At 67.7% G+C, this 24,524-nt stretch carries 15 protein-coding genes and 1 pseudogene; 10 read left to right on the top strand and 6 right to left on the bottom strand.

Features of this window, described 5'->3' with window-relative positions; translation table 11 throughout:
- Window positions 1-10 precede the first annotated feature (10 nt).
- From LZ198_RS29820 to LZ198_RS29810, 3 genes are read left to right on the top strand one after another with little or no spacing between them, the layout of a single operon-like run.
- On the top strand, window positions 11-1,138 hold the full coding sequence (locus LZ198_RS29820; RefSeq protein ID WP_253975495.1) for a glycosyltransferase: 1,128 nt from the start codon (window positions 11-13) through the stop codon (window positions 1,136-1,138).
- Between the two features lie 14 nt (window positions 1,139-1,152).
- Window positions 1,153-2,622, top strand: a complete 1,470-nt coding sequence (locus LZ198_RS29815; RefSeq protein WP_253975494.1) for a hypothetical protein — start codon at window positions 1,153-1,155, stop codon at window positions 2,620-2,622.
- The gene (locus LZ198_RS29810; RefSeq protein ID WP_253975493.1) at window positions 2,591-3,733 is read left to right on the top strand and encodes a glycosyltransferase; all 1,143 of its coding nucleotides are present in this window, start codon (window positions 2,591-2,593) and stop codon (window positions 3,731-3,733) included. Before LZ198_RS29815 ends, LZ198_RS29810 begins: the two co-directional genes overlap by 32 nt.
- 6 nt (window positions 3,734-3,739) lie before the next feature.
- On the opposite strand, the gene LZ198_RS29805 is transcribed toward LZ198_RS29810, so the two are convergent.
- The gene (locus tag LZ198_RS29805; RefSeq protein ID WP_253975492.1) at window positions 3,740-4,888 is read right to left on the bottom strand and encodes a glycosyltransferase family 4 protein; all 1,149 of its coding nucleotides are present in this window, start codon (window positions 4,886-4,888) and stop codon (window positions 3,740-3,742) included.
- An 86-nt stretch (window positions 4,889-4,974) separates the two neighbouring features.
- A complete protein-coding gene (locus LZ198_RS29800) occupies window positions 4,975-6,195 on the bottom strand; it encodes a glycosyltransferase family 4 protein (protein WP_253975491.1) in 1,221 nt (406 codons plus the stop codon).
- 245 nt (window positions 6,196-6,440) lie between these two features.
- Here LZ198_RS29800 and LZ198_RS29795 point away from each other — a divergent pair, with 245 nt between their 5' ends.
- Window positions 6,441-8,153, top strand: a complete 1,713-nt coding sequence (locus tag LZ198_RS29795; protein ID WP_253975490.1) for a serine/threonine-protein kinase — start codon at window positions 6,441-6,443, stop codon at window positions 8,151-8,153.
- 7 nt (window positions 8,154-8,160) lie between these two features.
- Here the strand turns inward: LZ198_RS29795 and LZ198_RS29790 are convergent, their stop codons facing one another.
- From LZ198_RS29790 to LZ198_RS29780, 3 genes are read right to left on the bottom strand one after another with little or no spacing between them, the layout of a single operon-like run.
- Window positions 8,161-9,309, bottom strand: coding sequence for a glycosyltransferase family 4 protein (locus tag LZ198_RS29790; protein ID WP_253975489.1), 1,149 nt, complete (start codon window positions 9,307-9,309; stop codon window positions 8,161-8,163).
- A gap of 21 nt (window positions 9,310-9,330) precedes the next feature.
- Complete coding sequence (locus tag LZ198_RS29785) at window positions 9,331-10,461, bottom strand: glycosyltransferase family 4 protein (protein WP_253975488.1); 1,131 nt, start codon at window positions 10,459-10,461, stop codon at window positions 9,331-9,333.
- Between the two features lie 36 nt (window positions 10,462-10,497).
- Window positions 10,498-11,166: a class I SAM-dependent methyltransferase gene (locus tag LZ198_RS29780; protein WP_253975487.1), complete on the bottom strand. Its 669-nt coding sequence runs from the start codon at window positions 11,164-11,166 to the stop codon at window positions 10,498-10,500.
- Between the two features lie 239 nt (window positions 11,167-11,405).
- Here LZ198_RS29780 and LZ198_RS29775 point away from each other — a divergent pair, with 239 nt between their 5' ends.
- From LZ198_RS29775 to LZ198_RS29755, 5 genes are all read left to right on the top strand, one after another.
- Complete coding sequence (locus tag LZ198_RS29775; RefSeq protein WP_253975557.1) at window positions 11,406-12,926, top strand: oligosaccharide flippase family protein; 1,521 nt, start codon at window positions 11,406-11,408, stop codon at window positions 12,924-12,926.
- A 10-nt stretch (window positions 12,927-12,936) separates the two neighbouring features.
- The gene (locus tag LZ198_RS29770) at window positions 12,937-13,887 is read left to right on the top strand and encodes a glycosyltransferase family 2 protein (protein WP_253975486.1); all 951 of its coding nucleotides are present in this window, start codon (window positions 12,937-12,939) and stop codon (window positions 13,885-13,887) included.
- Between the two features lie 11 nt (window positions 13,888-13,898).
- Complete coding sequence (locus tag LZ198_RS29765) at window positions 13,899-14,816, top strand: glycosyltransferase family 2 protein (protein WP_253975485.1); 918 nt, start codon at window positions 13,899-13,901, stop codon at window positions 14,814-14,816.
- A gap of 189 nt (window positions 14,817-15,005) precedes the next feature.
- Window positions 15,006-16,028, top strand: coding sequence for an ROK family protein (locus LZ198_RS29760; protein WP_253975484.1), 1,023 nt, complete (start codon window positions 15,006-15,008; stop codon window positions 16,026-16,028).
- An 838-nt stretch (window positions 16,029-16,866) separates the two neighbouring features.
- On the top strand, window positions 16,867-22,920 hold the full coding sequence (locus LZ198_RS29755) for an RHS repeat-associated core domain-containing protein (protein ID WP_253975483.1): 6,054 nt from the start codon (window positions 16,867-16,869) through the stop codon (window positions 22,918-22,920).
- A 666-nt stretch (window positions 22,921-23,586) separates the two neighbouring features.
- On the opposite strand, the pseudogene LZ198_RS29750 reads toward LZ198_RS29755, so the two are convergent.
- Window positions 23,587-23,877 (bottom strand): annotated as a pseudogene (locus tag LZ198_RS29750) (IS701 family transposase); the annotation flags it as partial.
- A gap of 173 nt (window positions 23,878-24,050) precedes the next feature.
- Between LZ198_RS29750 and tnpA the strand changes: the two are divergent.
- On the top strand, window positions 24,051-24,209 hold the full coding sequence (tnpA, locus tag LZ198_RS29745; RefSeq protein WP_253975561.1) for an IS66 family insertion sequence element accessory protein TnpA: 159 nt from the start codon (window positions 24,051-24,053) through the stop codon (window positions 24,207-24,209).
- Window positions 24,210-24,524: the final 315 nt, after the last annotated feature.

The raw sequence follows: 24,524 nt of genomic DNA, 5'->3' as shown, positions 1-24,524 counted from the left end.
GGCGGGGACCATGCGTGTGCTCCATGTCTACAGCGGCAATCTCTACGGGGGCATCGAGTCCTTCCTGGTGACGCTGGCGCGCGAGTCGGCCCGGCACGCTACGGGCACGGTGCACGAGTTCGCGCTGTGCTTCGAGGGACGGCTGTCGGAGGAGCTTCGGGAGGCGGGCGCGGCGGTACATCCGTTGGGCGCGGCGCGCGTCGGGCGGCCGTGGACGGTGTGGTCCGCCCGGAAGGCCCTGGACGTGGTGCTGGGGGCAGGGGCGTACTCCGCGGTGGTGTGCCACGCGGCGTGGCCGCAGGCGCTCTTCGGCGCGGTGGTGCGAGCGGCGGGTGTGCCGCTGGTCTTCTATCAGCATGACGCGCTGACCGGGCGGCACTGGCTGGAGCGTTGGGCTCGCGCCACGCCGCCAGACCTGGTGCTGGCCAACAGCCGCTTCACCGCGGACTCCCTGCGCAATGTCTATCCGCGGGCGACGTTCCGGGTCCGACATCCCCTGGTGCCCGCCCCCGTGGCGCCGTTGCCGGCCCAGGCTCGCGCCGCCATCCGCGCGGAGCTGGGCGCGGGCGAGGGGAATGTCGTCATCGTCTGTGTCAGCCGCATGGAGGCGTGGAAGGGGCATCGCCTCCTGTTGGAGGCCCTGGCTCGCATGCGTGAGGCGCGGGGCTGGCGGTTGTGGGTGGTGGGCGGCGCCCAGCGCGAGGAGGAGCAGCGCTACGTGGAGGGGCTGCACGCGCAGGTCCGGGCCCTGGGGCTCGAGGGGCGCGTGAGGTTCCTGGGACAACGTTCGGATGTCCCCACGCTGCTGCGCGCGGCGGATGTGCACTGCCAGCCCAACACGTCACCGGAGCCCTTCGGCCTCGCCTTCGTCGAGGCGCTCCAGGCGGGCCTGCCCGTGGTGACCACGGCCCAGGGCGGGCCGCTGGAGATCGTCGACGCGACGTGTGGCGTGCTCGTTCCGCCGGAGGCGGGGGCGTTGTCGGTGGCGCTGCTGCGGTTGGTGGCCGACGCGGAGGCTCGGGGGCGACTGGGCGCGGCGGGGCCCGCGAGAGCGGCGCTCCTGTGCGAGCCCTCCGTGTTCCTGCGAGGCTTCGAAGAGGACCTGCGCGACGCGCGTCCTGGGAGCGGGCAGGGATGAAGGCGCCGCGTCCCATGGCGCAGCCTCAGCGGGCCCGGCCTGGTCTCCAGGGGCCTGGTGTTCTGGGGCGGCGGTACGTGCGCCGCGCACCTGGAGCGCCGTTGGAGGTGGTGCCGGGGGCGGTCGCGGCAGCGGCTCCCGCGCCCCCTGGGGTGCGCGCGGGGTTCTGGTCGACGAGCCGGTGGGTGCCGTGGTTCGTCTGCCTGCTCATCGCCTGCCAGCTCGTGTTGCTGGTGGAGGCCATGTCCGCGCTGCGCGTGGTGGTGCGCATCCTGGCGTTCGGCATGAGCCTCCTGTTGCTGGTGATGGTGCCGGGACGGGGGCTCAAGCATCCAGCGCTCCCGTTCGTGCTCGGCTCACTGGGGTTCACGCTGCTGGGGTTCTTGAATCCCGGCACGGTCAGCCCCTTCGCGGGCGCGGCGCAGTTGGGAATCCAACTGGCCATCGCCGCGCCCCTGCTCTGGGTGACGCGGCTGTCCATCGACGCGAAGACGTTCCGCCTCACGCTGGCGTTGCTCTTCTTCTTCAACGTGGCGAGCGCGAGCGTCGGAGTGCTCCAGGTGTACTTCCCGGGGCGCTTCCAGCCGAACCTCTCGTCGGCCATCCAATCCCAGGGCGATTCGTATGTTCGCAGTCTCGAGTTCGAGACAGCCAGTGGCGCGCGCGTCCTGCGCCCCATGGGGCTTACGGACATGCCGGGCGGCGCTGCGACTGGGGCGTTCTACTCGGTGCTCCTGGGCAGCGGCTTCCTGTTGTCCTCCAGGAAGGGACTGGCTCGGGGATTGAGCGCGGGCGGCATCCTGGTGGGGTTGCTCAGCCTCTACCTCTGTCAGGTCCGGTCGATTGCGTTGATGCTGGTCATCTGTCTGGGGGCCCTGGCCTTCATGCTCACGTTGACCGGGCGTCTGGTGCGGCTGGCGAAGCTGCTGGTTGTGGTGGGCGTGGCGGGAGTCTTCGCCTTCGGTTGGGCCGTCACGGTCGGCGGCGACGCGGTGCTCGCGCGCTGGAACAGCCTCATCGAGGCGAAGCCGGAGGACGTCTACCAGCGCAACCGGGGCCACTTCCTCGAGGGCACGTTCGAGCACTTGTTGCCGGAGTATCCGCTGGGCGCCGGTCTGGGCCGCTACGGCATGGCCAACGCCTACTTTGGCGACAACTCCGACCCCGAGTATCCCGGGCTGTGGGCGGAGATCCAATGGACCGCGTGGGTCTATGACGGCGGCGTGCTGGTCCTCGTGCTCTATCCGCTGGGCCTGTTGGCGGCGATGGCGTGGGTCTTCCGCATCGCACGGCAGCGAGAAGCCGCGGACGACGAGTTCTGGCTGTGGGGGAGCGTCATCTTCGCGTACAACCTGGGCGCGCTCGCGCTGACCTTCAGCTATCCGTTCTTCATGAGCCAGGTGGGCATGGAGTTCTGGTTGCTCAACGCGGCGCTCTTTGGCGCCTGGACGCATGCGAAGACCCTACACGCTCATCTCCGGTGACTTCGTTGCCACCGGTGGCATGGACCGGGCCAACCTGGCGCTGGCGCTCTGGCTGGCGAAGCAGGGCGGACCGGTGCGACTGGTGGCTCACCGCATCTCGGAGGAGCTGCGCGCTTTCCCCAACGTGCGCTTCATCGAGGTCCCCAAGCCGGCGAACGCGTACATGCTCGGCGAGCCGTTGCTGGCCGCGGCGGGCAGGGCCTGGGCGCTGCGCACCCGCGCGGAGGGTGGGCGCGTGCTGGCCAACGGCGGCAACTGCGTCGTCCCCGGCGCCAACTGGGTCCACTATGTCCACGGCGCCTACGCCTCCGAGCCCGTGGGCGGCGTGCTGCGACAGCTCAAGGGACACGCGAGCCGTCGCCTCTATCTGAACGACGAGCGCAGGGCCCTGTGGCGAGCGAACGTCATCATCGCCAACTCGGAGCGGACGCGCGCGGACCTGGTCACCGCCACGGGCGTACCCGAGGCGCGGGTCCACGTCGTCTACTACGGCAGTGACGCCGAGCGCTTCCATCCCGTCTCCTCGGAGGCACGCGCCGCCGCGCGGATTGCGCTGGGCTGGCCCGAGGAGCGGCGCGTGGCGCTGTTCATCGGCGCGCTGGGAGACCGTCGCAAGGGATTCGACACGCTGTTCCAGGCCTGGGCCCGGCTGAATGTCCACGCGGACTGGGGTGTGGACCTCAAGGTCGTGGGCGTGGGCGCGCAGCGCGAGGCGTGGGAAGCAGAGGCTCGGGCGAAGGGGCTGTCCGAGCGCATCGAGTTCCTCGGCTTCCGACGAGACGTGCCGGCGCTGCTGTCCGCGGCGGACCTCCTGGTGGCGCCGACCCGCTACGAGGCCTATGGGCTGGGCGTCCACGAGGCCCTGTGCGCCGGGCTGCCTGCCCTGGTGAGTCGCTCGGCGGGCGTGGCGGAGCGCTACCCCGAAGCACTGCGCGCGTTGCTGCTCGATGACCCAGACGATGTCGACGCACTCATCCGCGCGTTGGAGTCCTGGAAGACGAACGCGCCGGTCTGGGCTCCTCACGTGGCCGCATTGTCGGAGTCGCTGCGAGGCCAGTCGTGGGACGCCATGTCCGCGCGCATCGTGGAGACGATGGAACGCCTGGGGTGAGCGCGCTCAGCGTTGCTCCAGGACCTGGGTGAAGAAGTCCAGGTGGGCACGGGCCACCACGGGCCAGGCGAAGCGGGAGGCGGCGCGCTCGCGTCCGCGTTCAGCCAGCTCCTGGCATCGTGCCGGGCTCTCCAGCAGCGTGGCCAGGGCCTCGGTCCACGCTTCGGGCTTGGACTCCGGGAGCACGATGCCCGCGTCGCCGAGGGTGTGCGGCACCTCCCCGGAGTCACTGCCGAGCACCGGGACGCCGCAGGCGAAGGCCTCGACGAGCATGCGCCCGAACTGTTCCTTCCATTGAGGCGTCGTCTGGCTGGGCGCGCACAGCACATCCATGGCGTTGAGCGCGCGGGGAACGCCCGCGTGCGGGACGCCCGTGACGACGCGGACCCGGTCACCGTGTCTCGTGGCCCAGCCGCGCAACCCCTCCTCGAGAGGCCCGCCTCCCACGAAGAGGGCGCGCCACGGCGTCTCGAGTGCGTCCAGGGCCGCCATGAGCAGGGGCACGCCCTTCTCGGGGACGAAGCGGCCCAGATATCCGACGACGGGCGGGCCCGACGGGGACCACCCCAACTCGCGGAGGAAGTCCTCGCCCTGGGCCCGGTCGGGCTGGAATGCCTCCAGGGCCACGCCCATGGGGATGGCGCGGGAAGGGCGGGAGGCATAGCCCGGTCGCTGGAGCAGGTTCTCGCGCACCGTCTCTCCCCAGGCCATCCACCCCGAGGCGCGGTCGACGACGAAGCGCTCCGTCTGGGCGAAGGGCGGCGGGTAGCGCTTGGAGAGGTTCTGCGCGGTGGAGAAGACCAGGGGCACCCGACGTGGCGTGAGCAGCGCGACCTCCATGCCCGCCAATACGTAGGGCTCCTCCCAGGAATGCACGAGGTCCACGCCCCGCGCGAGGTGCGCCCGCAGCTCCGGGCCGAAGAGGAACAGGTGCAGGGAGCGACTGAAGAACGCGCGGATGTCCTCGACGCGCGCGGCCTCGTCCGGCTCACGTTGGAGGACGAGTGGACTCAGGTCCCCATGGAAGGCGCGCGGCGCGACGGCGGTGACCTCCCACGCGTCCCGCCCCACGCGGGCCATCTCGTTGGCCAGTCGGCGGTTGAGCGCGACGACATAGGAGTGCGAGACGCTGATGAGCCGGCGAGTCCGCTTCACGGAGGTCCCTCGATATCCGCGTGACCGAAACAGACTCGCCCGGACGGGTCAAGGCGGGGCCGTGCGACCTGGATGGGCGACGCCCCTCAATCCAGCAGCGAGCGGTAGATGGCGAGAATCTCCCGGGCATAGCGCTCCCGGGAGAATTGCTCGACCGCGGTCCGTCGCGCGGAGGTGCCGAGTCGTTCACGCAGCGAGGCGTCCGTGAGCAACGAGTGCATCGCCATCGCGAGCGCTCGCGCGTCCCCGGGCGGAATGGCCAGCGCGTCCACGCCATCCGTGAGGGACTCGGCGGCGCCACTCGCGCGAGAGATGATGGACGGGCGCCCGCAGGCAAGCGCCTCCGCGATGGTGAGACCGAAAGGCTCCCTCCGAGTGCTCGCATGAACGAAGACATCCAGCGCGCGGTAGATGTCCGCGGGCTGCGCTTGGAAGGGAACCAGCCCCACGCGCCCCTCCAGCCCCCGCTGCGAGATGAGCTGTCTCAGCTCCGTCTCGCTGAACTGGGAACCGGCGGTCTGATACAGCGGCGCGCCCACCAGGTAGAACCGCGCGGGCAGCCCAGGCGCGAGGCGTGTCAGCTCGGCGGCGGCGGCGAGGAAGACGTCGTGGCCCTTCCAGCGTGCATACGTGGCCACCAGCCCCACGCGCGGGGTGCCTGCCGGCGCGGGAGGCAGTCCCGCCAGCACGTCCAGCCGGGCGCCATCCACGGGGGCGGGAGAGAAGCGCTCCACGTCCACGCCGTTGGGGACCACCTGGACGGGAACCCGGCCCAGCACCGTGCGGGCATCCGCACCGACCGCGTGTGAGTTGGCGATGGCCATGGAGGCCAGCGGAGCCATCGCGGAGAGCGCGCGGCGGACCAGGGGGCGCTCACCCAGGAAGTCGTGGATGTGCCAGACGCGCTTCAAGGGGAGGCCCACGGTGAAGGGACTCAGCAGGTGGGTCTTGATTCCGTTGGAGTGCAGCAGGTCGGGCCGCAGGGCCGCCGCTTCACGTCGCAGCGCGAGCCCATAACGTGTGAGCAACGCGGACGTGGGCGCCATGCCGCGCGCGAACTTCCACGCCTCCTGGACGCCGCGCCCCCGGAGCGCGCTGTCGCCGAGGACGGACAGCCGCTCGGGCAGGGGCAGCAGACGCGCCTCCACGTCGAGCGCACGCGCTTCGTCCAACAACGGCCCTGCGCTCCCCGCGAGGAGGTGGAGGGAGGCTTCGGGTGCGTGCTGACGCAGCCAGGCCATCGAATCCAGCAGGGCGCGTTCGGCGCCTCCGAGAACACCCACTGGATTGAGGAAGAGGATGCGCACGGGGCTGGACCGAAGCAGACCCCCGCTACCCCGTCAATCCAGTCCGGACGGAAGCAGGAGGCAGATTCGCCGCTGCCTCCGACGGATTCCACCTCCGGAAGAAGTCGAGTGAGGTGAGCGAAACGAGGAATCTTCTGGGTGTGCGAGGGGCTTGGACACACCACGTGACGTCTCGTTGGCGGAGCAAGGGCACATCGGTGGTGATGGCGTCCGCTGGTCGAGCCGGGTGATGATACGCGCCGACGATGAGCGCCTCGCGGAAGTGTCCTCGCTGTGGAGTGGAGCACCGGGAAGGTGTCACGGTGTGTCCGCGCGAGGTCTTCCGGCCCGGCGTGGCGCAGGCCGCGTCGTATCGCGGTGACGAGCGCGACATCACCCTCAAGCGGGACGATGGCGCGGACCGACAGGACGACGACGCCACTCGGCGAGACGACGAGGCGACCCAGGCCGCGGTGCGTCCGTTGGTGGAAGGGGTTCCCGCGGCCTTCATGGCGCGGATGCTCCGGTGGGAGGAGTCCGTCACCAACGACCTGCTCGTGGGCAAGCAGTTGGGGGACTACGTCCTCAAGCGCCGCATCGGGAGCGGCGGCATGGGCATCGTCTACGAGGGTGAGCACGCGGTCATCGGCCGCAAGGTCGCCATCAAGATCCTCCGCCCGGACTTCGCGGAGGGGGCTCGCACGCGAGACCTCGCGGCCGAGGCGCGCGCGGCGGCGTCCATCCGGCATCGGGGCATCATCGACATCTTCGGCTTCGGCACCATCCCCGACATCGGTCAGTACCTGGTGATGGAGTACCTCGACGGTGCGCCGCTGGACGAGGTCATCCAGCAGCGAGCACCGCTGCGAGAGCCGGAGGTCATCACCCTCCTGGACGCGTTGCTGAGCGCGTTGGCGGCGGCCCACTCGGTGGGGGTCATCCACCGCGACCTCAAGCCCGGCAACGTCTTCATGGTGCGCGAGAGCGACGGCACCGAGTCCGTGAAGGTGCTCGACTTCGGCATCGCGAAGCGCAGCGAGGCGCCGTATGGCAGCACGCCGCAGACCCACGCCAGCACGATGGTGGGCACTCCCGAGTACGTCGCGCCGGAGCAGGCGTGTGGTCAGCAGGTCAGCCCGCAGACGGACCTCTACGCGGTGGGGGTCATCGCCTTCGAGATGCTGACGCGGCGGCTGCCATTCGAGGGCGAGACGCCGCTGGCCATCGTGGTGCAGCACGTGCGCAAGCCCGCGCCACCGCCTTCCACGTACGTGTCGATCAACCGGGCGCTGGAGTTGTTGGTGTTGCGGTTGCTCGAGAAGGAGCCCTCGGCGCGTCCGGCGTCCGCCGAGGCCGTGCGCCGCGAGCTGAAGCTCATCCTGACGGGGCTCACCGGCACCGTCACCCAGCTCACCGGTCCCAAGGCCGAGGTCCGTGTTCCCGCTCAGCCGAAGCCCGGTCGAGCCGAGCGGCGCCAGCGTCGCGTGAAGGCGTCGCCACCTCCTCGGCGGAACTCCGACTCCGATATCGCCACCCACGTCATCGAGGTGCCCACGGCCCTCATGGACGCGACGGCCCTCGACCACGCGACCCTCGGGAGGTCCCGTGCGCGCAGGATGACCCTGGCCGTCGGTGGGGTGTTCCTGGCGGCGCTGTTCGCGGGTGGGGGCTGTCTGTGGTCCTCACGGCGCAAGGAGATGCCCTCGCGACAGGCGGTGCCTGTCGCCGCGGAGTCCGTTCCCGACAACGCCTCCGAAGAAGGAGTGGGGCAGGGGATGGGCACGCTGGTGCTCATGGTGGACGGCGTCCTCGAGGAGGTGCTCGTCGACGGCAGGAGTCACGGCAAGAGCCACTTGTTCACGCTGCCGGAAGGGACGCATCGCATCGAGGTGCGGGGCGGTGCGGACAACGCCTTGCACCGCAGCATCATCACCATCCTGGCCGGCGAACTCACCGAGCATCACGTGACGCTGCTGTGAGGCTGTCTCACGCTCGAGCCACGAGCTGGCGATAGGCGTCGAGGAGGGTCCGGGTGTGGGCGCTCCAGGTGAAGCGGGCCGCGCGAGCCAGTCGAGCGCTGAGCGGCGGTCCTGATTCACGGTGGGCCAGGAGCGCATCCACGGTCCAGGTCCACGCGGAGATGTCCGCCACGGGGCTGTAGACGCACGCGTCGTCACCGACTTCACGGAGCACGGGCAGGTCGCTGGCCACCACGGGAGCGCCGCAGGCGAGGGCCTCGATGAGGGGCAAGCCAAAGCCCTCGGCTTCACTCGGGAGGAGCACGACGCGCGCGCGGCGGTAGAGGCCCGCGAGCGTGGCCCGCTCCTGTCGGCCCGGTTGAAGCAACGCCTCGCGAATCCCGAGCCGCTTCACCTGCTCCTGTTGCTCGGGCGTCAGGCTCGCGCCCTGCTGGACCAGCCGCAGCTCCGGATGGCGTGCGCGCAGCTCCGCGAAGACCTGGAAGAGCACGTCCAATCGCTTGCGGCGCGCCGCGCTGCCCACGTGCAGGAGGAAGGGCCGTCCTTCCAGGGGCGCGAGCACTTCGGCGCTCCGGTCCCCCGGGACGGGCTCCATCCGGTATTCGGGGGACGTTCCATACGGCGCCCAGACGAGGCGGTGTGGCTCCACCAGCCCATGCGCGAGCAGCTCCTCGCGAACGGCCTGGGTGCTGTGGAAGACGAGGGCCGCGCGTTGCAGTCCACGGAGCTGGAGACGGGCCATCATCCGGAACCAGGTGGGGCGCGGCTCGCGGTGGGGCTCGACCACGGAGCGGAAGGCGTCCAGGTCGTGGCAGTAGACGCCCGTGCGCGAGGCCGGCAAGGCATGGACGAGCTGGGCGTAGGTGTGGTCGACCACGTGGAAGGCGTCCGCCCGAGGCCGTGCCCGCAGCGCCTGGAGAGGATAGGCGCCGAAGCGCGTCAGCATGCGGTCCGCGTTGAACGCGGCGTTGCGTGGGCCGATGCGAGGCAACCCACGCACGAGCTCGGGGATGCGCGGGCGCAGCGGGAGGACGGTGACGTCCGGTCCGTGCGTGGACAGGCCCTCCAGGAGCGCCTCTCCCACGAGGTCCATGCTGGGCCAGCCCTCTTCTCGCGGGTCCAGCAGTACGGCGAGGCGGAGGTGGGCGGGCGTCATCTCGAAGGGCTCCTCGGAGTCCTACGCGGAGGGGCGCAGCAGCGTCTCGATGGTGTGTTCCAGCGCGAAACGTTCCTGGTAGAGCCGCTCGGCGCGTGTTCCCAGCGCGAGGCTCTCCTCCGGGTGGCCGAGGATTCGCTCGGCGGCCGCGATGACCGCGTCCGGCGCTCCATGTTTCACCAGGATGACGGCTCCGGACTCCGCCCAGAGTGGCTCGGTGAGGTGGCCCGTGTGGGTGATGATGGGGCGGCCGAGCGCGAGCCCCGCCATGACGCTGGTGCGACGGGTGCTGACGCCGTCCGGGTACGGTTGGAGCAGCAGGGCCATGGCCGACAGGTGCGCCGCGACGTCCTCGGCGGCGAGGTCGTCACGGGCGTGGAGTCGGGAGGCGATGTCCGGATATCGCTCCGCCAACTCCGCCACGAACTGCCGGCTCCCGCGTCCGAGCAGCAAGGCCTTGCGCTGGCGGTCCACGCGCAACAAAGGGGGAAGGACCTTCTCCAGGGGGCGGGTGATGTGCGGCCCGTGCGTTCCGAAGTGTCCCAGCCAGGGGCCTTCACCGAGCGAGGCGAGGGTCTCCTCGAGCTTCGAGGGGGACACCTCCGTCGGGAGGTTGCTGGGGATGGGGCACCACTCCGCGAGCGCACGGGAGCGAGGAGGCAGGTGCTCCCGCCACGCGGGGATGGAGACGAAGAGGCGATCCGCCGCGCCCGACACCAGCCGCGCCATCACCCGGGTGATGCCCGCGAGCACCTGGTGGCGTGGAGGCGAGGAGAGGCTCCAGGGGTAGACGATTTCGTGGAAGAACACCCAGCGTTCGTCCTGGCGCCGCGAGGCGAACCAGGCGCACAGCGGAACGTTCATCGCCTTCATGCCGAAGGCGTGGGGCACGTACTGGAGCAGCAAGCGGCGAGGCCCGGGGACGCGCTCCAGCTCCCGCGTCAGACGGGCCAGGCCCAGGGGCGTGAAGAGTCCGGGGAATCGATGGACGGTGACGCCGTCCTCTTCGAGGGTTCCGGCGGCGTCGCCAGGAGCCCAGACATGGACCTGCTGTCCTCGTCGAGCCAGCTCCCGTGCGACGAGCGCGGTGTAGTCGCTGACGCCGCCGGGATGCGGCGGGTACTCACCGGTGAGCAGGTGCCAGCGGACCACGGTCGAGCCTTGCCCTTCGTCGGTGGCGGCCACTGCTCAGGACGCTTCCATGTCGCGAACGGCGAGGAGCTGGAAGGCGTGCTGGGGGAAGCGGGTCGCGAAGGGCTCGGTGAGGATGGAGAGGCGGCTGCCCAGCCGGGAGGGACGCACGGTCGGCAGCGCGAAGTCTCCGCGCAGGGGCCTCCAGCCGCTCATCCCGGCGACGCGGTAACCGCGCAGCTCGAAGTCGTAGACCTCCCAGCCCGAGCGGTGCAGTTGGTGGACGTTGTTGTCCCAGACGTCCTGGGGGAGGAAGCCATTGGGCGTGAAGATGACGACGCGCTTGCGCGCCAGCGACTCCATCATCTCCATGAGCCGATAGCCCTCCGGCTTCTCGAAGTGCTCGATGACGTCGAGGGCGATGACGGCGTCGAAGCTCTTCGGGCCGAAGCGCTCGCCGATGTCCATCAGCTCCATGCAGTGGTACTCGTGATGGAGCCGCGCCACGCGGCTGCGCTCGATGCTCACGGGGTAGCCATCCACGCCCACCGTGTGCGGAATCCGGTGCCCGATGCGGCCCAGCGGCGAGTTCGCACCACAGCCGACGTCGAGCACGCTCTCGCAGGTGCCTTCCAGCTCCTCCCGCAGGGTACGGTGGAAGACCTCGTGCTCGCCGACGAGCACCTCGCGCTTGAGAAATCGGAAGAGGGACTGGCTCGCGGGCATCGCGGGGGACCGTAGCGCTGGCGCTTCCCGGGTGGCAACGGCCCACTCACGCCGACCCGCCGGGCGGCCGAGCGGACCCTTCCGGGCCAGGGTCGGGTGACGAACGCGCACCTCCACGTTGCTTGTCGGGGTGAGGGGGCCCCGGTAGCATTCCGGTCGCTCATCGCTTCCTCGCGAGGGGCGCCGTCCGCTGAGGGCCGGCCTGTGTGTGAAGGCCCGGAGTCGGGCCGCCCCTGGTGATGAACGCGACCTCGGCACCCGAAGTGAGCACTGGCGAGGTGAAGTCCCGGGCCTTCAGGGGCATGGTCGTCCTGGTCGCGCGGACCCTCGCCTCGCAGGGGCTGCGCGTGGTGAGCGCGCTGGCGCTCTCCCGCCTGTTGTTCCCGTCGGACTACGGCCTCTTCGGCATCGTCGCGTACGCGGCCTCGCTGGGCGTGTTCCTGGGGGACCTGGGGCTGAGCGCGGCGCTGGTGCGGCAGCCCCACGAGCCCACGCGGGACGAGACCTTCACCATCTTCTGGTGCCACCAGGCGCTCACCGCCGTCATCGTCGCGGGGGTCTGCGCGCTCGCGCCCCGGCTCACGGAGGGCTACGCCCTGGGCTCGGGGGCGGTGCCCATGGTGTGGGTCATGGCGCTCGGGCTGTTCCTGTCCTCGCTGCGCGTGATTCCGCTGATGGCCCTGGAGCGCGCGCTCGCGTTCTCCGCCATCGCCCGCGCGGAGCTGGTGGAGAACGTGGCACAGGTGGCCTGCACCATCGGCCTGGCGGCCGTGGGGTTCGGGGCGTGGGCGCTGGTGCTGGGCTCCGTGGTCCGTGGGGTCGTGGGGCTCGTGTGCATCGGGTGGGCGTCGCCCTGGCGTCCCGTGGGCGCGTTCAGGCTGGACGTGCTCCGCCGCCTGGTGGGCTTCGGGCTGGCGTTCCAACTGCCTCCGCTGGTGGCGGCGCTGGTGGCGGGGTGGGTGCCGCTGATGGTGGGGGCCGTGCTCGGCAAGGAGGCGGTGGGGCTGGTGAACTGGGCCTGGGCGCTGGCCTCCACGTCGATGATTCTCAGCGCGGTCCTCAACCGCGTGGCCTTCCCCGCCTACTGCCGGTTGCAGGAGGACCCGGTCGGGTTCGCGGCGTACCTGAGCACCTCCCTGCGGCGGTTGTCCGCCGGGCTGCTCGCGTCCATTCCGCTGGCGGTCCTCGGCATGCCGGTGCTGGTGCCGCTCTTCTTCGGCGCGCGGTGGGCGCCCGCGGTGCAACTGGTGCAGTGGTTCTGTCTGGAGTGCCTCGTCGTCACGTTGACGGGGCTGCTGGCCACGGCGCAGAACGCGGGCGGCCGTCCCTGGGAGCGGTTGGTCGTCGTGGTGGGCGTGGGGGCGGCGAAGTGGGGTCTGGGGACGTGGGTGCTGCACCGCTTCGGCCTGGAGGGCATCGGCCCGGTGGGGTTGGGGCTCGCGTTGGTGGAGGTGTGGGTGACGGCGTGGCTCGTGTCCCGGCTCAACCCGGCGCTGCGGGGGCTGGTGTTCCGGGTGGTGGAGCCGCTGCTCTCCGTGTTCGGGTTGTTGGGCGTGGCATGGGGGGTCGTGTGGCTGTGGGGCCCCACGAATGTGTGGCTGCGCTGGGGGGCGGGCGGGGCGCTGTTCCTGGTGCTGGTGCTGGGGCGGGAGTGGATTCCCGGATTGCGCTCGCTCCTGGGCGAGCTTCGCGACATCCTGACGTTCGTGCGGGAGCGGAGGGCCGCGCGTGCCGCGGCCCCGCTGAGCCCGGCGTCGTGAGAGGCAGCCGATGACGAAGCCCGACCTGGTCATCTCCATCGTCAACCACAGCAACCCGGAGCTGCTGCACGACTGTCTGCGCACGTTGTACGCGACGACGCGCGAGGTGAGCTTCGAGGTCTGGATCGTCGACAACGCCACGGACGGTCGCGGCGTGGAGGCGATGCGGCGCGACTTCCCCCAGGTGCGCTGGCTCTTCAACACCGAGCGCAAGGGCTTCTCCGCGAATCACAACCAGGTGTTGCGTCAGGCGAAGGGGCGCTACATCTGCATCTTCAACGACGACACCATCGTCCACGAAGACGCGTTCGACTCGCTGGTCCGCTTCATGGACGAGAACCCGCGCGTGGGCATGGCGGGCGCGCGGCTGTTGAACGCGGACGGCACCATCCAGAACTGCACCTTCCGGGACATGTCGCTGCCGGGGCAGCTCTTCGACCTGGTGTTCCTGCCCAGGCCGCTGCACTTCCTGAAGCGGATGGAGATCGACCCGGCGCAGTACGGGCACGAGGAGGCCCGGGTGCGTTGGGTCCTGGGCGCGTGCATCGTCGTGCGCGAGGAGACGCTGGCGGAGGTGGGGTTGCTCGACGAGCAGCTCTCGCCGCTGGGCAACACGGAGGACACGGATTGGTGTGTCCGGGCGTGGGAGGCGGGCTGGGAGGTGGCCTTCTGTCCCGAGGCGGTGATCACCCACCTGTCGAGCCGCTCGTTCCGGCCCTCGGTCTCCGGTCCGGACAAGGTGCGCATCGAGCTGTGGCGCACGCGCGTGGCCTACTTCCGCAAGCACCATGGGCCGCTGCACGAGTGGGCGATGCGGGCCATCCTGGTGGGGACGTTGCCCTACAACGCGCTGGTGTTGACGCAGACGCTGCTGCGCGGGCGGATGGCGCCGGTTGAATACAGACGCCAGCTTTCCACCTTCCTGCGCATCTCCGAGATGGGGCTGCGGGCGCGGGTGTGAGTCCTCCGCCCATGCCCTTCTTCTCCGTCGTCATCCCCACCTACAATCGGGCCCGCCTGCTGGAGCGGACGCTGGCGTCGGTGTTCGCGCAGGAGGAGAAGGACTACGAGGTCCTCGTCGTGGACGACGGCTCCACGGACGACACGCTGGAGATGCTGGCCCGGATGGGCGACCGAGTCCGCGTGCTGCGGCAGCGCAACGCCGGCCCCGGCGCCGCGCGCAACCTGGGCATCGAGGCCGCCCGGGGCGAGTACGTCGTGTTCCTGGACAGCGACGACCTGTGGTTCCCGTGGACGCTCGCGGTGTACCGGCAGGTGCTGCGTGAGCTGGGACAGCCCACGGTGGTGATGGGGACGGCGGAGTCGTTCCACGACGAAACGACGTTGTCCAGTGTCACGCGTGAGCCGGTGCGAGTGGTGCGTTTCCACGACTACTTGGCAAGCGCCGCGGACCGCACGCCACGGACCGCGTGTGTATTGGCCGTGAGGGCGGAGGCCCTGAGACGGGTGGAAGGCTTCACTCCGTTGCGGGTGCTCTCGGAGGACCACGACCTCTTGTTCCGGCTGGGAACGGAGCCGGGCTTCGCTTGGGTTCGTGCGCCTGTTGTCGTGGGCTATCGGAAGCACGGAGGGTCCGAGTCCACGATGTTGGAGGCGGGGCATCAGGGCATCTCGTACCAACTGATGCAGGAGCGGTTGGGGCGGTATCCTGGAGGCGAGGCCCGGCGCGGCGAGCGGCTGGACATGCTGCTCTACAACGCGCGACACGTTTCCCACTGGCTGGTGTCCCACCAACGATGGGACCTGGCGCTGGATCTGTACTGGCGGGGATTGCCATTCCACCGGCGCCTGCCGCGCTGGAGGTACATGCTGGGCTTCCTTCCCAGGATGGCCGTGTTGTTCGCGGTTAACCAGGTGAGGGGGCGCTAGCAGGGGAGTCCCGTTGGAGGCTTCGGCCTCGTGGGCGTTTCGAGGTCGTCAGCCACCTCTCGTCCCCTGTCCCCTAAGACGCATGCAGGGGACTGGGCGCATGTCCGCCCGATGGGGAGCGGATGAGTCTGGCCCACGGCTGCGCATCTTCCCGGAAGAGGATGACCGTGCTTGCGCCGGAGGCTCGACATGGCAGGGGTCCGTTCGGGACACACCGAGGAGATTCGGAAGTCGAGGGCCCGCCCTCATGCGAAGGCCTGGGGGGGGATCGACCTGGGGGGAACGAAGATCGAGGCCGTCGTCGCCGACGCAGAGGGCCGGCCTCTCGGCCACTCGCGGCATCCAACCCCTGCGGACGGGAAACCCGAGGAAGTGGTGCGAGAGATGCACGCCGCCCTGGTTGAGGCCATGGGGTCGGCGGGGCTGTCCGCGCACCGGCTCGTCGGGGTAGGAGTGGGAGCTCCCGGCTCGGTCGACATGAAGGCGGGAACCCTGGCCAGGGTGAGCAACGTGGGGCGCGGATGGACGGAGCCCTATCCCTTGGCGAGAGACCTGTCGGCCCTGGCGCACAGTCGTGTGGTGCTCGGGAACGACGTGCAGGTCGCGGTGGCCGCGGAGTTCCGCCTGGGCGCGGGGCGACCCTATCGCTCCGTGCTGGGTGTGTGGTGGGGCACCGGGGTGGGGGGCGGCTTGATTCTAGACGGTGTCCCATGGCTTGGACGGGGGGCCGCTGGAGAGGTCGGGCACATGGTCGTGAAACCGGACGGCGCGCAGTGCGGCTGTGGTCGCCGAGGCTGCCTGGAGGCCTATGCCGGGCGTGCCAACATGGAGCGCGAGGCGCGCAAGGCTGCGAATGACGGTGAAAAAACGAAACTCTTCGGGTGGATGAAGAAGAAGGATCGCTCCCGTCTGACGAGCAGCGTCTGGATGAAGGCGCTCGAGGAGGGCGATGCGCTGGCGACCCATCTCATCGACCGGGCGCTGCGGATGATGGGCGTGGGGCTTGCATCGGCCATCAACCTGACAGACGTCGACGCGGTCATCCTGGGAGGCGGCCTGGGGACGCGCCTCGGCCCCAAATACGCGGAGCGATTGTTTCACGCCATGCACCCCCACATCTTCATCCCTGAACGTCAGCCTCCCGTCTGCGTGGCGGCGTTGGGAGAACTCTCCGGTGCCATTGGTGCCGCACTGCTTGTCGAATCTCGCTGAAGGAGTCGACGGCAGAGAAGAATTGCGAAGATTCCGTGAGTTGCATTCCTTTGTGTGGATGCATCCTCGGGAGGGGCGTCCTGGTCACTGCGCCTCATCTGCCATCAGGAAGGCAAGACATATTTCGCCCATGGTTGGCTCATGACTTCTTGGTCTCTCGAGTCATGTTCTTTCCCTGTCGACGATGTCAGTCTCGAAATGTAAAGTGTTCATGATTGGCCGCGCGCGGGCCTCGAGCCGCCGCGTGCCATGCAAGCGAAGATTTGGAGGACGATTGATGCTTCGGAGGGGCCGAAGTGGGGAGAGTCTCGTTCGAGCACAGGCTTGGCGAGGGTGCATATCCATCTGGGGATTCCTGGTGGCGTGGGGGCTTTCGGGGTGTGAGCCGTTGCAGGACTCCGAGACCCAGGGAGCCTCACCTGTCGTCGATCCGAGTCCCGTAGTGCGGGAGTGGCGTCCGGCGCTCACGACCAAACCCGCCGTGAAGCAGGTGGGTGAGGACTGTCGTGCGCATGGCGGGGCAGAGTGTGTGAGTGGGATGTGCATCCATGCACAGGCTGCACGGGGGAGTGGATACGTGTGCAGCGCTCGATGCCAGGCCGAGACGGATTGTCTGGAGGGGTGGCGCTGCGTGAGCGTTGTACCTGGTGCGAAGGAGGCGGTGTGTATGCCTCCCAGGGAGTCTGCTCCCGCGCAGTGATGCAGGCCTCAGGGCCGTTCCTCGAAGCGGTTCCGTGAACAAGGTGGGTATTGCCCGCGTGGGAAAGCCTTGTCTTCGCGCGTGGGGATGCGCGTGCCCGAATCGGCGGGTGCGAAGGTATTTCATTGGGTGAGGGTCATGATGATGATGAAGTCCCAAAGATGGAAGGCGCTTCGAGAGCGCCCATGGAAGGTCGCGACCTTCCTGGGCGGGTTTCTGCTGGCTGTGGTCGCCGTCGCGGTCGATGACCCGGGGACCCTGCCTGACGACGAGGTGGCTCAGAAGGTGAATGATGCCATCCTCAATCCCCAACCGCCGCTGGGGGGGCCGGGCTCGCATGGCGCCGCCGAGGAGAGCCCCGTGGCGCTCGGCTCGCTTCACCCCAAGTACACCCACACGGATATCTCGCTGAAGGGAGCGGTTGGGACCCTCTCTTTGAGCCACATGTCCACGGGGGCGGTCAGCTCGCTGACCAAATATGGAATCCCGGGAGGCAGACCCGCGCCCTTTGGGTTCGTGGAGGGCTTCGGTTCTCAGCCGAAGCCGCGCATGACCTGGGTGCACAACCTCCATAGCTTCGTCGTCCAGAGGGAGGAACAGAAACTCCCCTGCCCGGTGGGTGAGGACTGTCCGACGTCCTTCTTCTGGGATGTGTACGGAGGTCCTGCGGGGGCGGTGAAGACCTTCGACTTCTGCGAGCCTTCGGCTCCGCAGACGAACTGCTTCGCCTCGAACGGCTCCGAGCAGGACATCCGTCTCCAGTCTCTGGGCGGGGCCCTGGTCGTCCATGCTCCTGAAGGGCGCTACGTCTACCTCCTGCAGGACCCCAACGAGATTCCGGGACCGAACAACGTCTGGCTCCTCAGGTATATCGAGCCTCGCCAGTACGACGAGGCGACCTGTCCTCCTGACTACTTCGAGGACGCTGGCTCGGATTTCGCGGGCTCATGTCATCGGCGCATCGCGCGACTCTTCTACGAGGTCCCCTCTGAGTGTGCCCAGGGTACGCCCGGGGAGATTTCCCAGACGCTGGGCGCGACGTCCCAGCTCCTCAGGTCGGCTGTCGCGTCCAACGGGGCGAGGATCGTCTTCAGGTATCAACGCCTTCCTTCGCGAACGCCGGACCAGGTGCACAAGAGCCACGAGTGTGTGCTGAGCTCGGTCGACCTGGTGCGAAGGGATGGCACCGTGGAGCCGTCGACCGTGACGTATCAATACGAGCAGGTCGCCGACGGGGACGGGGGCACCCGCGTCGTCGCCGGACGACTGGCGGGCGCCGAGTGGCCCGACCAGAGCGGGGGGCCGGTGACGGGGACCAAGTTGGAATACAGCTACCAGTACGCGAACGACGCGGGGGTCTGGAGCGTCAAGAAGGACGGTGTCCAGATCGTCCGTCAGGTGCTGGGTCAGCGTGGCATCGTGGTCGAGGATTCCGACGGACAAGGGAACCTGTCCGCGCGGGACCGCTATGTGGTGGAGGCAGAGGCCAATGGATGCGCTCCTGGTGTGTTCTCCGCGGAAACAGGGGCTTGCAGGCAACAGGACCAGTTCTTCAGGACGGCGGGGCGGACCCGTGGTGATGGCAGTGGCCAGTTGGCGAGCAAGGTCGAGAGCCGTTTCACCGTGACCCTCTCCGGGTATGACCCCGTTGGAGATCAGGGACCCGTGGTCACCGGGGTTTCGACGTCTGCCCAGTGCAGCGGTAGCCCGTGTCTCGCGGTGGGCGCAGATGCGGTCAACTCGGGATGGGTCCTCCAGGGGCTGGAGATCCTGTCCACCCGCACGGTGGAGGCGGCATCCAGGGTCCGCCATCCGAATGGCGCGTATACCGTCTATGCACAGGAACTGCCGGCGGACACGAGCCTCAGGACCAAGCCGTTCCTGCCCGCCGCCGAGCTCCGGCGGGTCTACGAGGGAGCGCAGGCCGCGGACGGAGGCTCCGCGCTTCTGACCCAGGACTATTCCTACCTCTATGGCGGCGCGGGACGGCCCGCGAGCGAGCGCGCCTACGAGCAGCTGGTCGAGACGAGCTCCTCCTCGTCCACGTTCATCGAGGAGGATGTCAACAACCGGGTGGTGACTCGGCGCCAGTACGACCCTGTCACCAATCGCCTCACGGGTGTGGTGCGTTCCGGCTACACAATCAAGTACTCGGCTCAGACGACGGGCTGGGCCATCGAAGCGCGCTCGGTGGGGACCTTCTACCTGACGCGGAATGTCTGCGCGGGACAGCCCGCCGATGATGTCATGGGGAGGGTCCGCGCCGTGGTGGGCCCGTGTGAGGTCTCCGGTTCGTTGGCCACGGAGTGTGCCGCGGGGCCGACGGTGCCCATCACCGTCTATGACTACTGGGACGCGTCGAACGTGGATGACCGGGCGGGGCGCCTGAAGTCCAAGTCGGTCTTCCCCGACGGCTGTGGCTCGACGCCTGTCGTCACCTCCTACGACCGGTATGACGCCCGTGGCCGCCTGCTGCAGGTGACGGACCCGAACGGTGTCGTCACTCGGTACGAGTACGAGGGCGAGAAGCTGGCGAGGAAGGTTGCGGCCGCAGGGGATCCTCAGTTCCAGTCGATCACCGAATACGGATACGACGACAACGCAACGCATGGTGATTATGTGAAGCCCGCGGCGCTGCCCTACGAGGTGCTGTGCTACCGGAAGAACACGACACCTGGCCAGGGATGCCGAGGAGGTCAGCTCACCACCTTGCTGCAGTGGAAGGCGAAGTCGACGCTGCCTTCGGGAGCGACGCACACCGAACGCGTGGACTACTCGTACCACCTGGGCAAGCTGCGGAGTGAGACATTCCGGGATGCGGCAAACAACATCCGACGGACGCGTTACTACGAGGGAGATCCGCTGGACCGGCAGACCTTCGAGGCCTGGGGAGCTTTCGCTCCGTCGGCTTCGTCGGAGCAGCGGTACACGCAGACGAGCCTCTTCGATGCCCAGGGGAACCGGGTGGGGTTGGGTTTGCCCTACCAGCCCGCTGCCTCGGATCCCGACCCACTTTGTGGCGGCTTCGACCCCAACACCCTCGTGGCCGGACAGCAGCCCCAGCCCCTGAGCCCGCGCTGCAAGGCTTTCTCCTATGACCGACTCAATCGCTTGTCGGGGTTGCTCGAGTCCGTGGATGGTTCAAGCCAGACGGGTGCCGCCGCGAAGATGTGCATGTCGTATGACGTCGCGGGCAACCTGCGGAGCGTGCGTCAGGGGTGCCCTCGGGACGCGGGGGCGACGGGAGACTGCAGTCAGTGCACCCAGCCCTTGCTCGAGTATCGACATGACGATTTCGGCAACGTCGTCCTCGTCGAAGCTCCATGGGGTTCGGGGCCCGAGGAGTCTGGGACGGGAATCGCGAGGCGCGGTCGGTTCCAGTACGAATACGACGCCGCGGGCAACCTCGTCCGCAAGCAGACACCTGCCATGGCTGCTGCCTCGATTCCCCAGTGGGTGGAGAACACCTACGACCGCATGAATCGGCTCGTGAAGGCGGAGGCGGTCAAGGTCGAAGGAGGCACCACTTCACGTGAGACCCTCTTCTCGTACTTCTACGACCAGACCGTGACGCCGCCCTGGAACTGCCCGGGGTACGCGGCGAGCAAGCCGGCGGGGGCGATGGGACGGGTCCAGGTGCTCACCGACTCGTTCGGCGACCACTGGTATCGGTATGACGCCAATGGGAATGTCATTGCCATCTACCGCAGCCGAGCCCGGCCGAATATCTCGCCTCGCTCCGAGCCCTGCTACGACTCGTCTTTCTGGACCAATCCGATGTCGGCCCGTTACTACGATTCCGCGGGCCGGTTGCTGAATGAGATGCATCCAGGTGGACGCCTGTTCTCCTACAACTACCATTCGGGGGGAACGGGACTGGAGGACAAGATCTCCTCGGTCGACGTCGTCCTGTTCAATGGGAGTAGCTGGAGTCAGCTCCTGCGCATCGTGGAGGACGTACAATGGGAGCCGTTCGGGGGGCTTCGCTCGTATGTGCTGGTTGCTCCCAAGGCTCCGGCAGGTGAGCAGAAGGCCCGCGTGGAGTTCCACAGCACTGGAGCGAATCAGCCGCTCACGAGCTGCAACAGCACGACCTTCACGAGCGGGATGGACACGACAGGGCGTATCTTCGGGCTCACTGTTTCGAAGATGGAGTCCAGTGGAGCGTTGGGTGACATCTTCAAGCGTGTCTACACGTGGAAAGGTGATCAGATCATCCAGGAGGACACGTGTTTGATGGAGACGGGAGATGTGCCTCCCGCCACCGTCCGCTACGCGGATGCCGTGACAGGTGCTCCCGGGTATGACGCGCGACTGCAGTTGCTGCAGGCGCACAAGGTCACCAATTCCTCCGCGAACAAGGGCGGTTCCTTCGAGAGTCGGTCGTATCAGTACGACCTGCGTGGAAACCGGACGTTGGACGTGCAGGATGGCTGGCGGTTCAAGGGAGAGTATCTGAGCGGGGGTTCCCGTGTGGATTTGCTGACCGCGCGAATCCTCGAGGGGGCGCAGTGTGGTGGCACGCTCTGCACCCCACGCTTCCCGCTGACGCAGCGATACGCTTACGACGCGGACGGTCGTGTGAGTCGGATCGCGACCTACAAGTCCCCGTCGGACAGCATCTCGTCTCCGTTCCACGCCTTGACCCTGGACGCGACGACTGACGGTGCACATGCCGCCGTAGGTTCCGTCTATCGCCAGGTGACGGACAGTGACGGCCGCAGCTACGAGTACTTCTACGATGCCGAGGGACGACGGAGGTTGAAGCGTTACTGGTTGAGCACGGGGGAGAACATCCTGGAGGATGAGTACTTCTACGATGGGACGAAGCTGATCAATGACTGGGGGCACACGAGCTTCGACCCGACCACCGCCGAATCCGTGCGTGACGAGTACATCTGGCTCGGAGACAAACCGATCGCCTTTTTCAAGGTGCGTGTCACCCGGGCGGGGCAGCGGATCGAGGACTTCGTGGGGGACTGCCCGCGCAACGGTGAGTCCGCTCCATGTGGCCTCTACTTTCTGGTGGCAGATAACCTGGGAAAGCCGGTCCTCGCGTTCGACTCGTATCGGCGTGTGACGGGCGTGGCGGATTACGATCCGTACGGACATGTCAACCGGAAGACACTCATCGCAGATGCTCCCGTGCTGAGCGCCGGACAGAACGGACTGATGGCCACCGCGCGGGTGCCGAGTTCAGGGGCCCTGGTTTCACAGGTTCGGGCACGCTTCTCGATGCTGGATGTGCAGGGAGGGAGCGGCGTATTCTTGGCGGATACGAGTGGGACGATCCTGACCGGCGTGAACAGCCAGTCGACGCTCATCTCGAATGTGACTGGGGTCGGCGCGTTGTCCCCCTGGGTGACGCCGAGTTCGACGGGAGAGATGCAGGTGCGTTTCCAGGCCGCGACCACGACGGGGGCGATGCAGGACGCGGCCCTGGGGGCAGTGGAGTATCGCCGGTTTCAGGTAGGTGCCTCGCCCGTGTGGACGCCGCTGCGCTACCCAGGGCAGTATCATGATGAAGAGACTGACCTCTTCGAGAACCGCAACCGTTTCTACGAGCCGAGTACCGGACGGTTCCTCGGGTCCGAGTTGATGATGCGTGAGCCTCAGTGGGTCGTGGACCAAGCATCACAGGGACGCAGTGTTCCTATTTATGCCTACGCGTACAACAACCCCATCATGTTCACGGATCCCACTGGTAACGTAGGGGTGGGGGCATCATTTGGTGCTGGCTTTGCAGGGGCTTTGGAATTTCTGTATGAGACGCTCAATGTCCAGGCTGCAGCGCAAGGGTCCCTGCAATTGATGGCGTTTTTTGATGATGACGGCGCAGAGGCCAGCGAGCACGGTATGTCCAAGACCGTAGGAAGCGTCATGTCGACGGATGCGGTTGGTGGAGACGCTGCGTCGGTCTCCGGATCGCCGGAGCAAGGGGCCCCAATTGTTGCTGGGTTGAGTGCAGGCTTTTTTGGTGGTGTTGTCGTGACCACGGCCGACAATATGCAGGAGTTTGCAGGGGTCTCCGATACTTACAATCTGGATATCGGAGCCGTCTCCATTTCTCTGTCAGTCAGTTCGAGCGCAACGACGTTGGTGATTGCGGGCAATAGCGGGAAGGGATATGGGGCCAGTGTCTATAAGATGAACACGGTTCCGATCTACACACATGGGTCCATCTTTAAGTGATGAGTTGGAACGAGGGTGGTTTGGTTTGCGTGTGACCGCCGTGATTTGCACTGGGCGAGATGCAGAAACGGCAGTCGAGCGACTGGTCGAGTGGGTTCCTTTGTTCCGGCTTGGGAGCATTCCGGGACCTGCTCGTACCGACCGACCGTACTTTGGGGCCAGACGCAATGGACGAGTTGTTGTGAGGAGAAAACCGTTGTGGGGGGGGATCTTGTTTTCGCGTCGATGGGGCGAAGTCGAGTCGGTTGTCGAATTGCTATCACAACGGACAGTTCGGTTGACCACAAAGACACCGCCTCAATCTTTTCTGCTGGCTCTATTAGGGGCTGTCGGGTTCGGTGTCGCTTTTTCAACAGCTTCGTCGGATCGAGTTGTCACTGTCTGTGCGATTGGGGCTGTGGTTCTGGGTGGAGTGTTGTTGACGTTTGGTTTCGGTCGCGCAGTGTCCCGCGAGTTCGATGTTCTGCGGATGTTGTTGGGAGAGGGCGGGGAGGGGCAGCCGTCTAGTGTGGTAGCAGCAGAAGAGCGTTGTTGAGTCCATGCTGGTATGGCTGTGACGTAGTCGCGGGGGCATCGTTGAGTCCAATCGCCTGCGAGCGATGGACTCAACGATGCCGCGATTCAGTCTCTCCTTGCATCGTGGCATCGTGCTCTAATGCGACTTGGTCACATCCGAGAGGGCAGCTCAGGCGGAGCTCTGGATCTGATGGCCCTGTTGCAGAGCGGGCAGGTGCCAATCTGCTGGAGCGGAGGGGCTGAAGCGCGCGACGCACCATCGGCAGCGTCCAGTGCACTCGGCTCCGGGGGGGAAAGCGCCCGACGGAGCGCGAGGAATCCATCGGCGACGGCGCAGAGGGTGGCGTGGTGGTGGAAGCCACGCCATGTGCGCCCTTCGAAGTGGTCAAGGCCGACTTCGCTCTTCATCTCCTGGTAGTCCCGCTCGACGCGCCAGCGCAGTTTGGTGAGGCGCACCAACTGCCTGAGGGACGTGGCCGCCGGCAGCGTGGTGAGATGGAACTTGGTGGGGCCCTCCTCGTCCCTGGGTCATTCGCAGGTAACCGGTAACCGTCCGGCGAGCGACGTGGCGGGAGGAATTGCCGGGGTAGCCGTCGTGGTGGACCCTGGCCGGAATGTCGAAGCCAGGTGAGAAGCAGGAGTGGTTCCAGGTCGCCGAGGCGTTCGAGGCGAGCGGGCTGACGCAGAAGGAGTTCTCCGCGCAGAGAGGGCTGAGGCTGAGCACGCTGCAGTCCTGTAACCGTCCGGCGAGCGACGTGGCGGGAGGAATGTAACCGACCGACGGCCGGTATTCTGCGGGCACACCACCCCAACACGCGGCGTGGTCGCCACGCCGGCCCAAGCGACGTCTCCGAGTGCCGAGCGCGGGTGGCTGCTCAGGACGAGTTGACGAGTGTCGGAGACCAGCGGTGCGGCAGCAATTCGTCCAGGCGGGATGGAGACGACCTTCAAGAAGCGCGGGTGCCCAGCGACAATTACTCCTCCCCACCAGCGACAATTACTTCTCCCCACCTTGAGTGAAGGCGCCGGTAAGCCGCCCGGGACGAGAAGGAGGTCCCCGAGGTGGCGGTCACGGACGCCCAGGTGAG

It is taken from the genome of Myxococcus dinghuensis (assembly GCF_024198235.1).
In the GTDB taxonomy this organism is placed as follows: Bacteria; Myxococcota; Myxococcia; order Myxococcales; family Myxococcaceae; genus Myxococcus; species Myxococcus dinghuensis.
This window is presented reverse-complemented; position numbering and strand designations above follow the sequence as displayed.

Bases quoted from the DNA above. Each gene is read 5' to 3' on its own strand.
- LZ198_RS29755 (WP_253975483.1), top strand. From the start codon at position 16,867: ATGATGATGATGAAGTCCCAAAGATGGAAGGCGCTTCGAGAGCGCCCA.
- LZ198_RS29775 (WP_253975557.1), top strand. From the start codon at position 11,406: ATGAACGCGACCTCGGCACCCGAAGTGAGCACTGGCGAGGTGAAGTCC.
- LZ198_RS29780 (WP_253975487.1), bottom strand. From the start codon at position 11,166: ATGCCCGCGAGCCAGTCCCTCTTCCGATTTCTCAAGCGCGAGGTGCTC.
- LZ198_RS29760 (WP_253975484.1), top strand. From the start codon at position 15,006: ATGGCAGGGGTCCGTTCGGGACACACCGAGGAGATTCGGAAGTCGAGG.
- LZ198_RS29765 (WP_253975485.1), top strand. From the start codon at position 13,899: ATGCCCTTCTTCTCCGTCGTCATCCCCACCTACAATCGGGCCCGCCTG.
- LZ198_RS29770 (WP_253975486.1), top strand. From the start codon at position 12,937: ATGACGAAGCCCGACCTGGTCATCTCCATCGTCAACCACAGCAACCCG.
- LZ198_RS29820 (WP_253975495.1), top strand. From the start codon at position 11: ATGCGTGTGCTCCATGTCTACAGCGGCAATCTCTACGGGGGCATCGAG.
- tnpA (WP_253975561.1), top strand. From the start codon at position 24,051: ATGTCGAAGCCAGGTGAGAAGCAGGAGTGGTTCCAGGTCGCCGAGGCG.
- LZ198_RS29815 (WP_253975494.1), top strand. From the start codon at position 1,153: ATGGCGCAGCCTCAGCGGGCCCGGCCTGGTCTCCAGGGGCCTGGTGTT.
- LZ198_RS29790 (WP_253975489.1), bottom strand. From the start codon at position 9,309: ATGACGCCCGCCCACCTCCGCCTCGCCGTACTGCTGGACCCGCGAGAA.
- LZ198_RS29810 (WP_253975493.1), top strand. From the start codon at position 2,591: ATGCGAAGACCCTACACGCTCATCTCCGGTGACTTCGTTGCCACCGGT.
- LZ198_RS29795 (WP_253975490.1), top strand. From the start codon at position 6,441: ATGAGCGCCTCGCGGAAGTGTCCTCGCTGTGGAGTGGAGCACCGGGAA.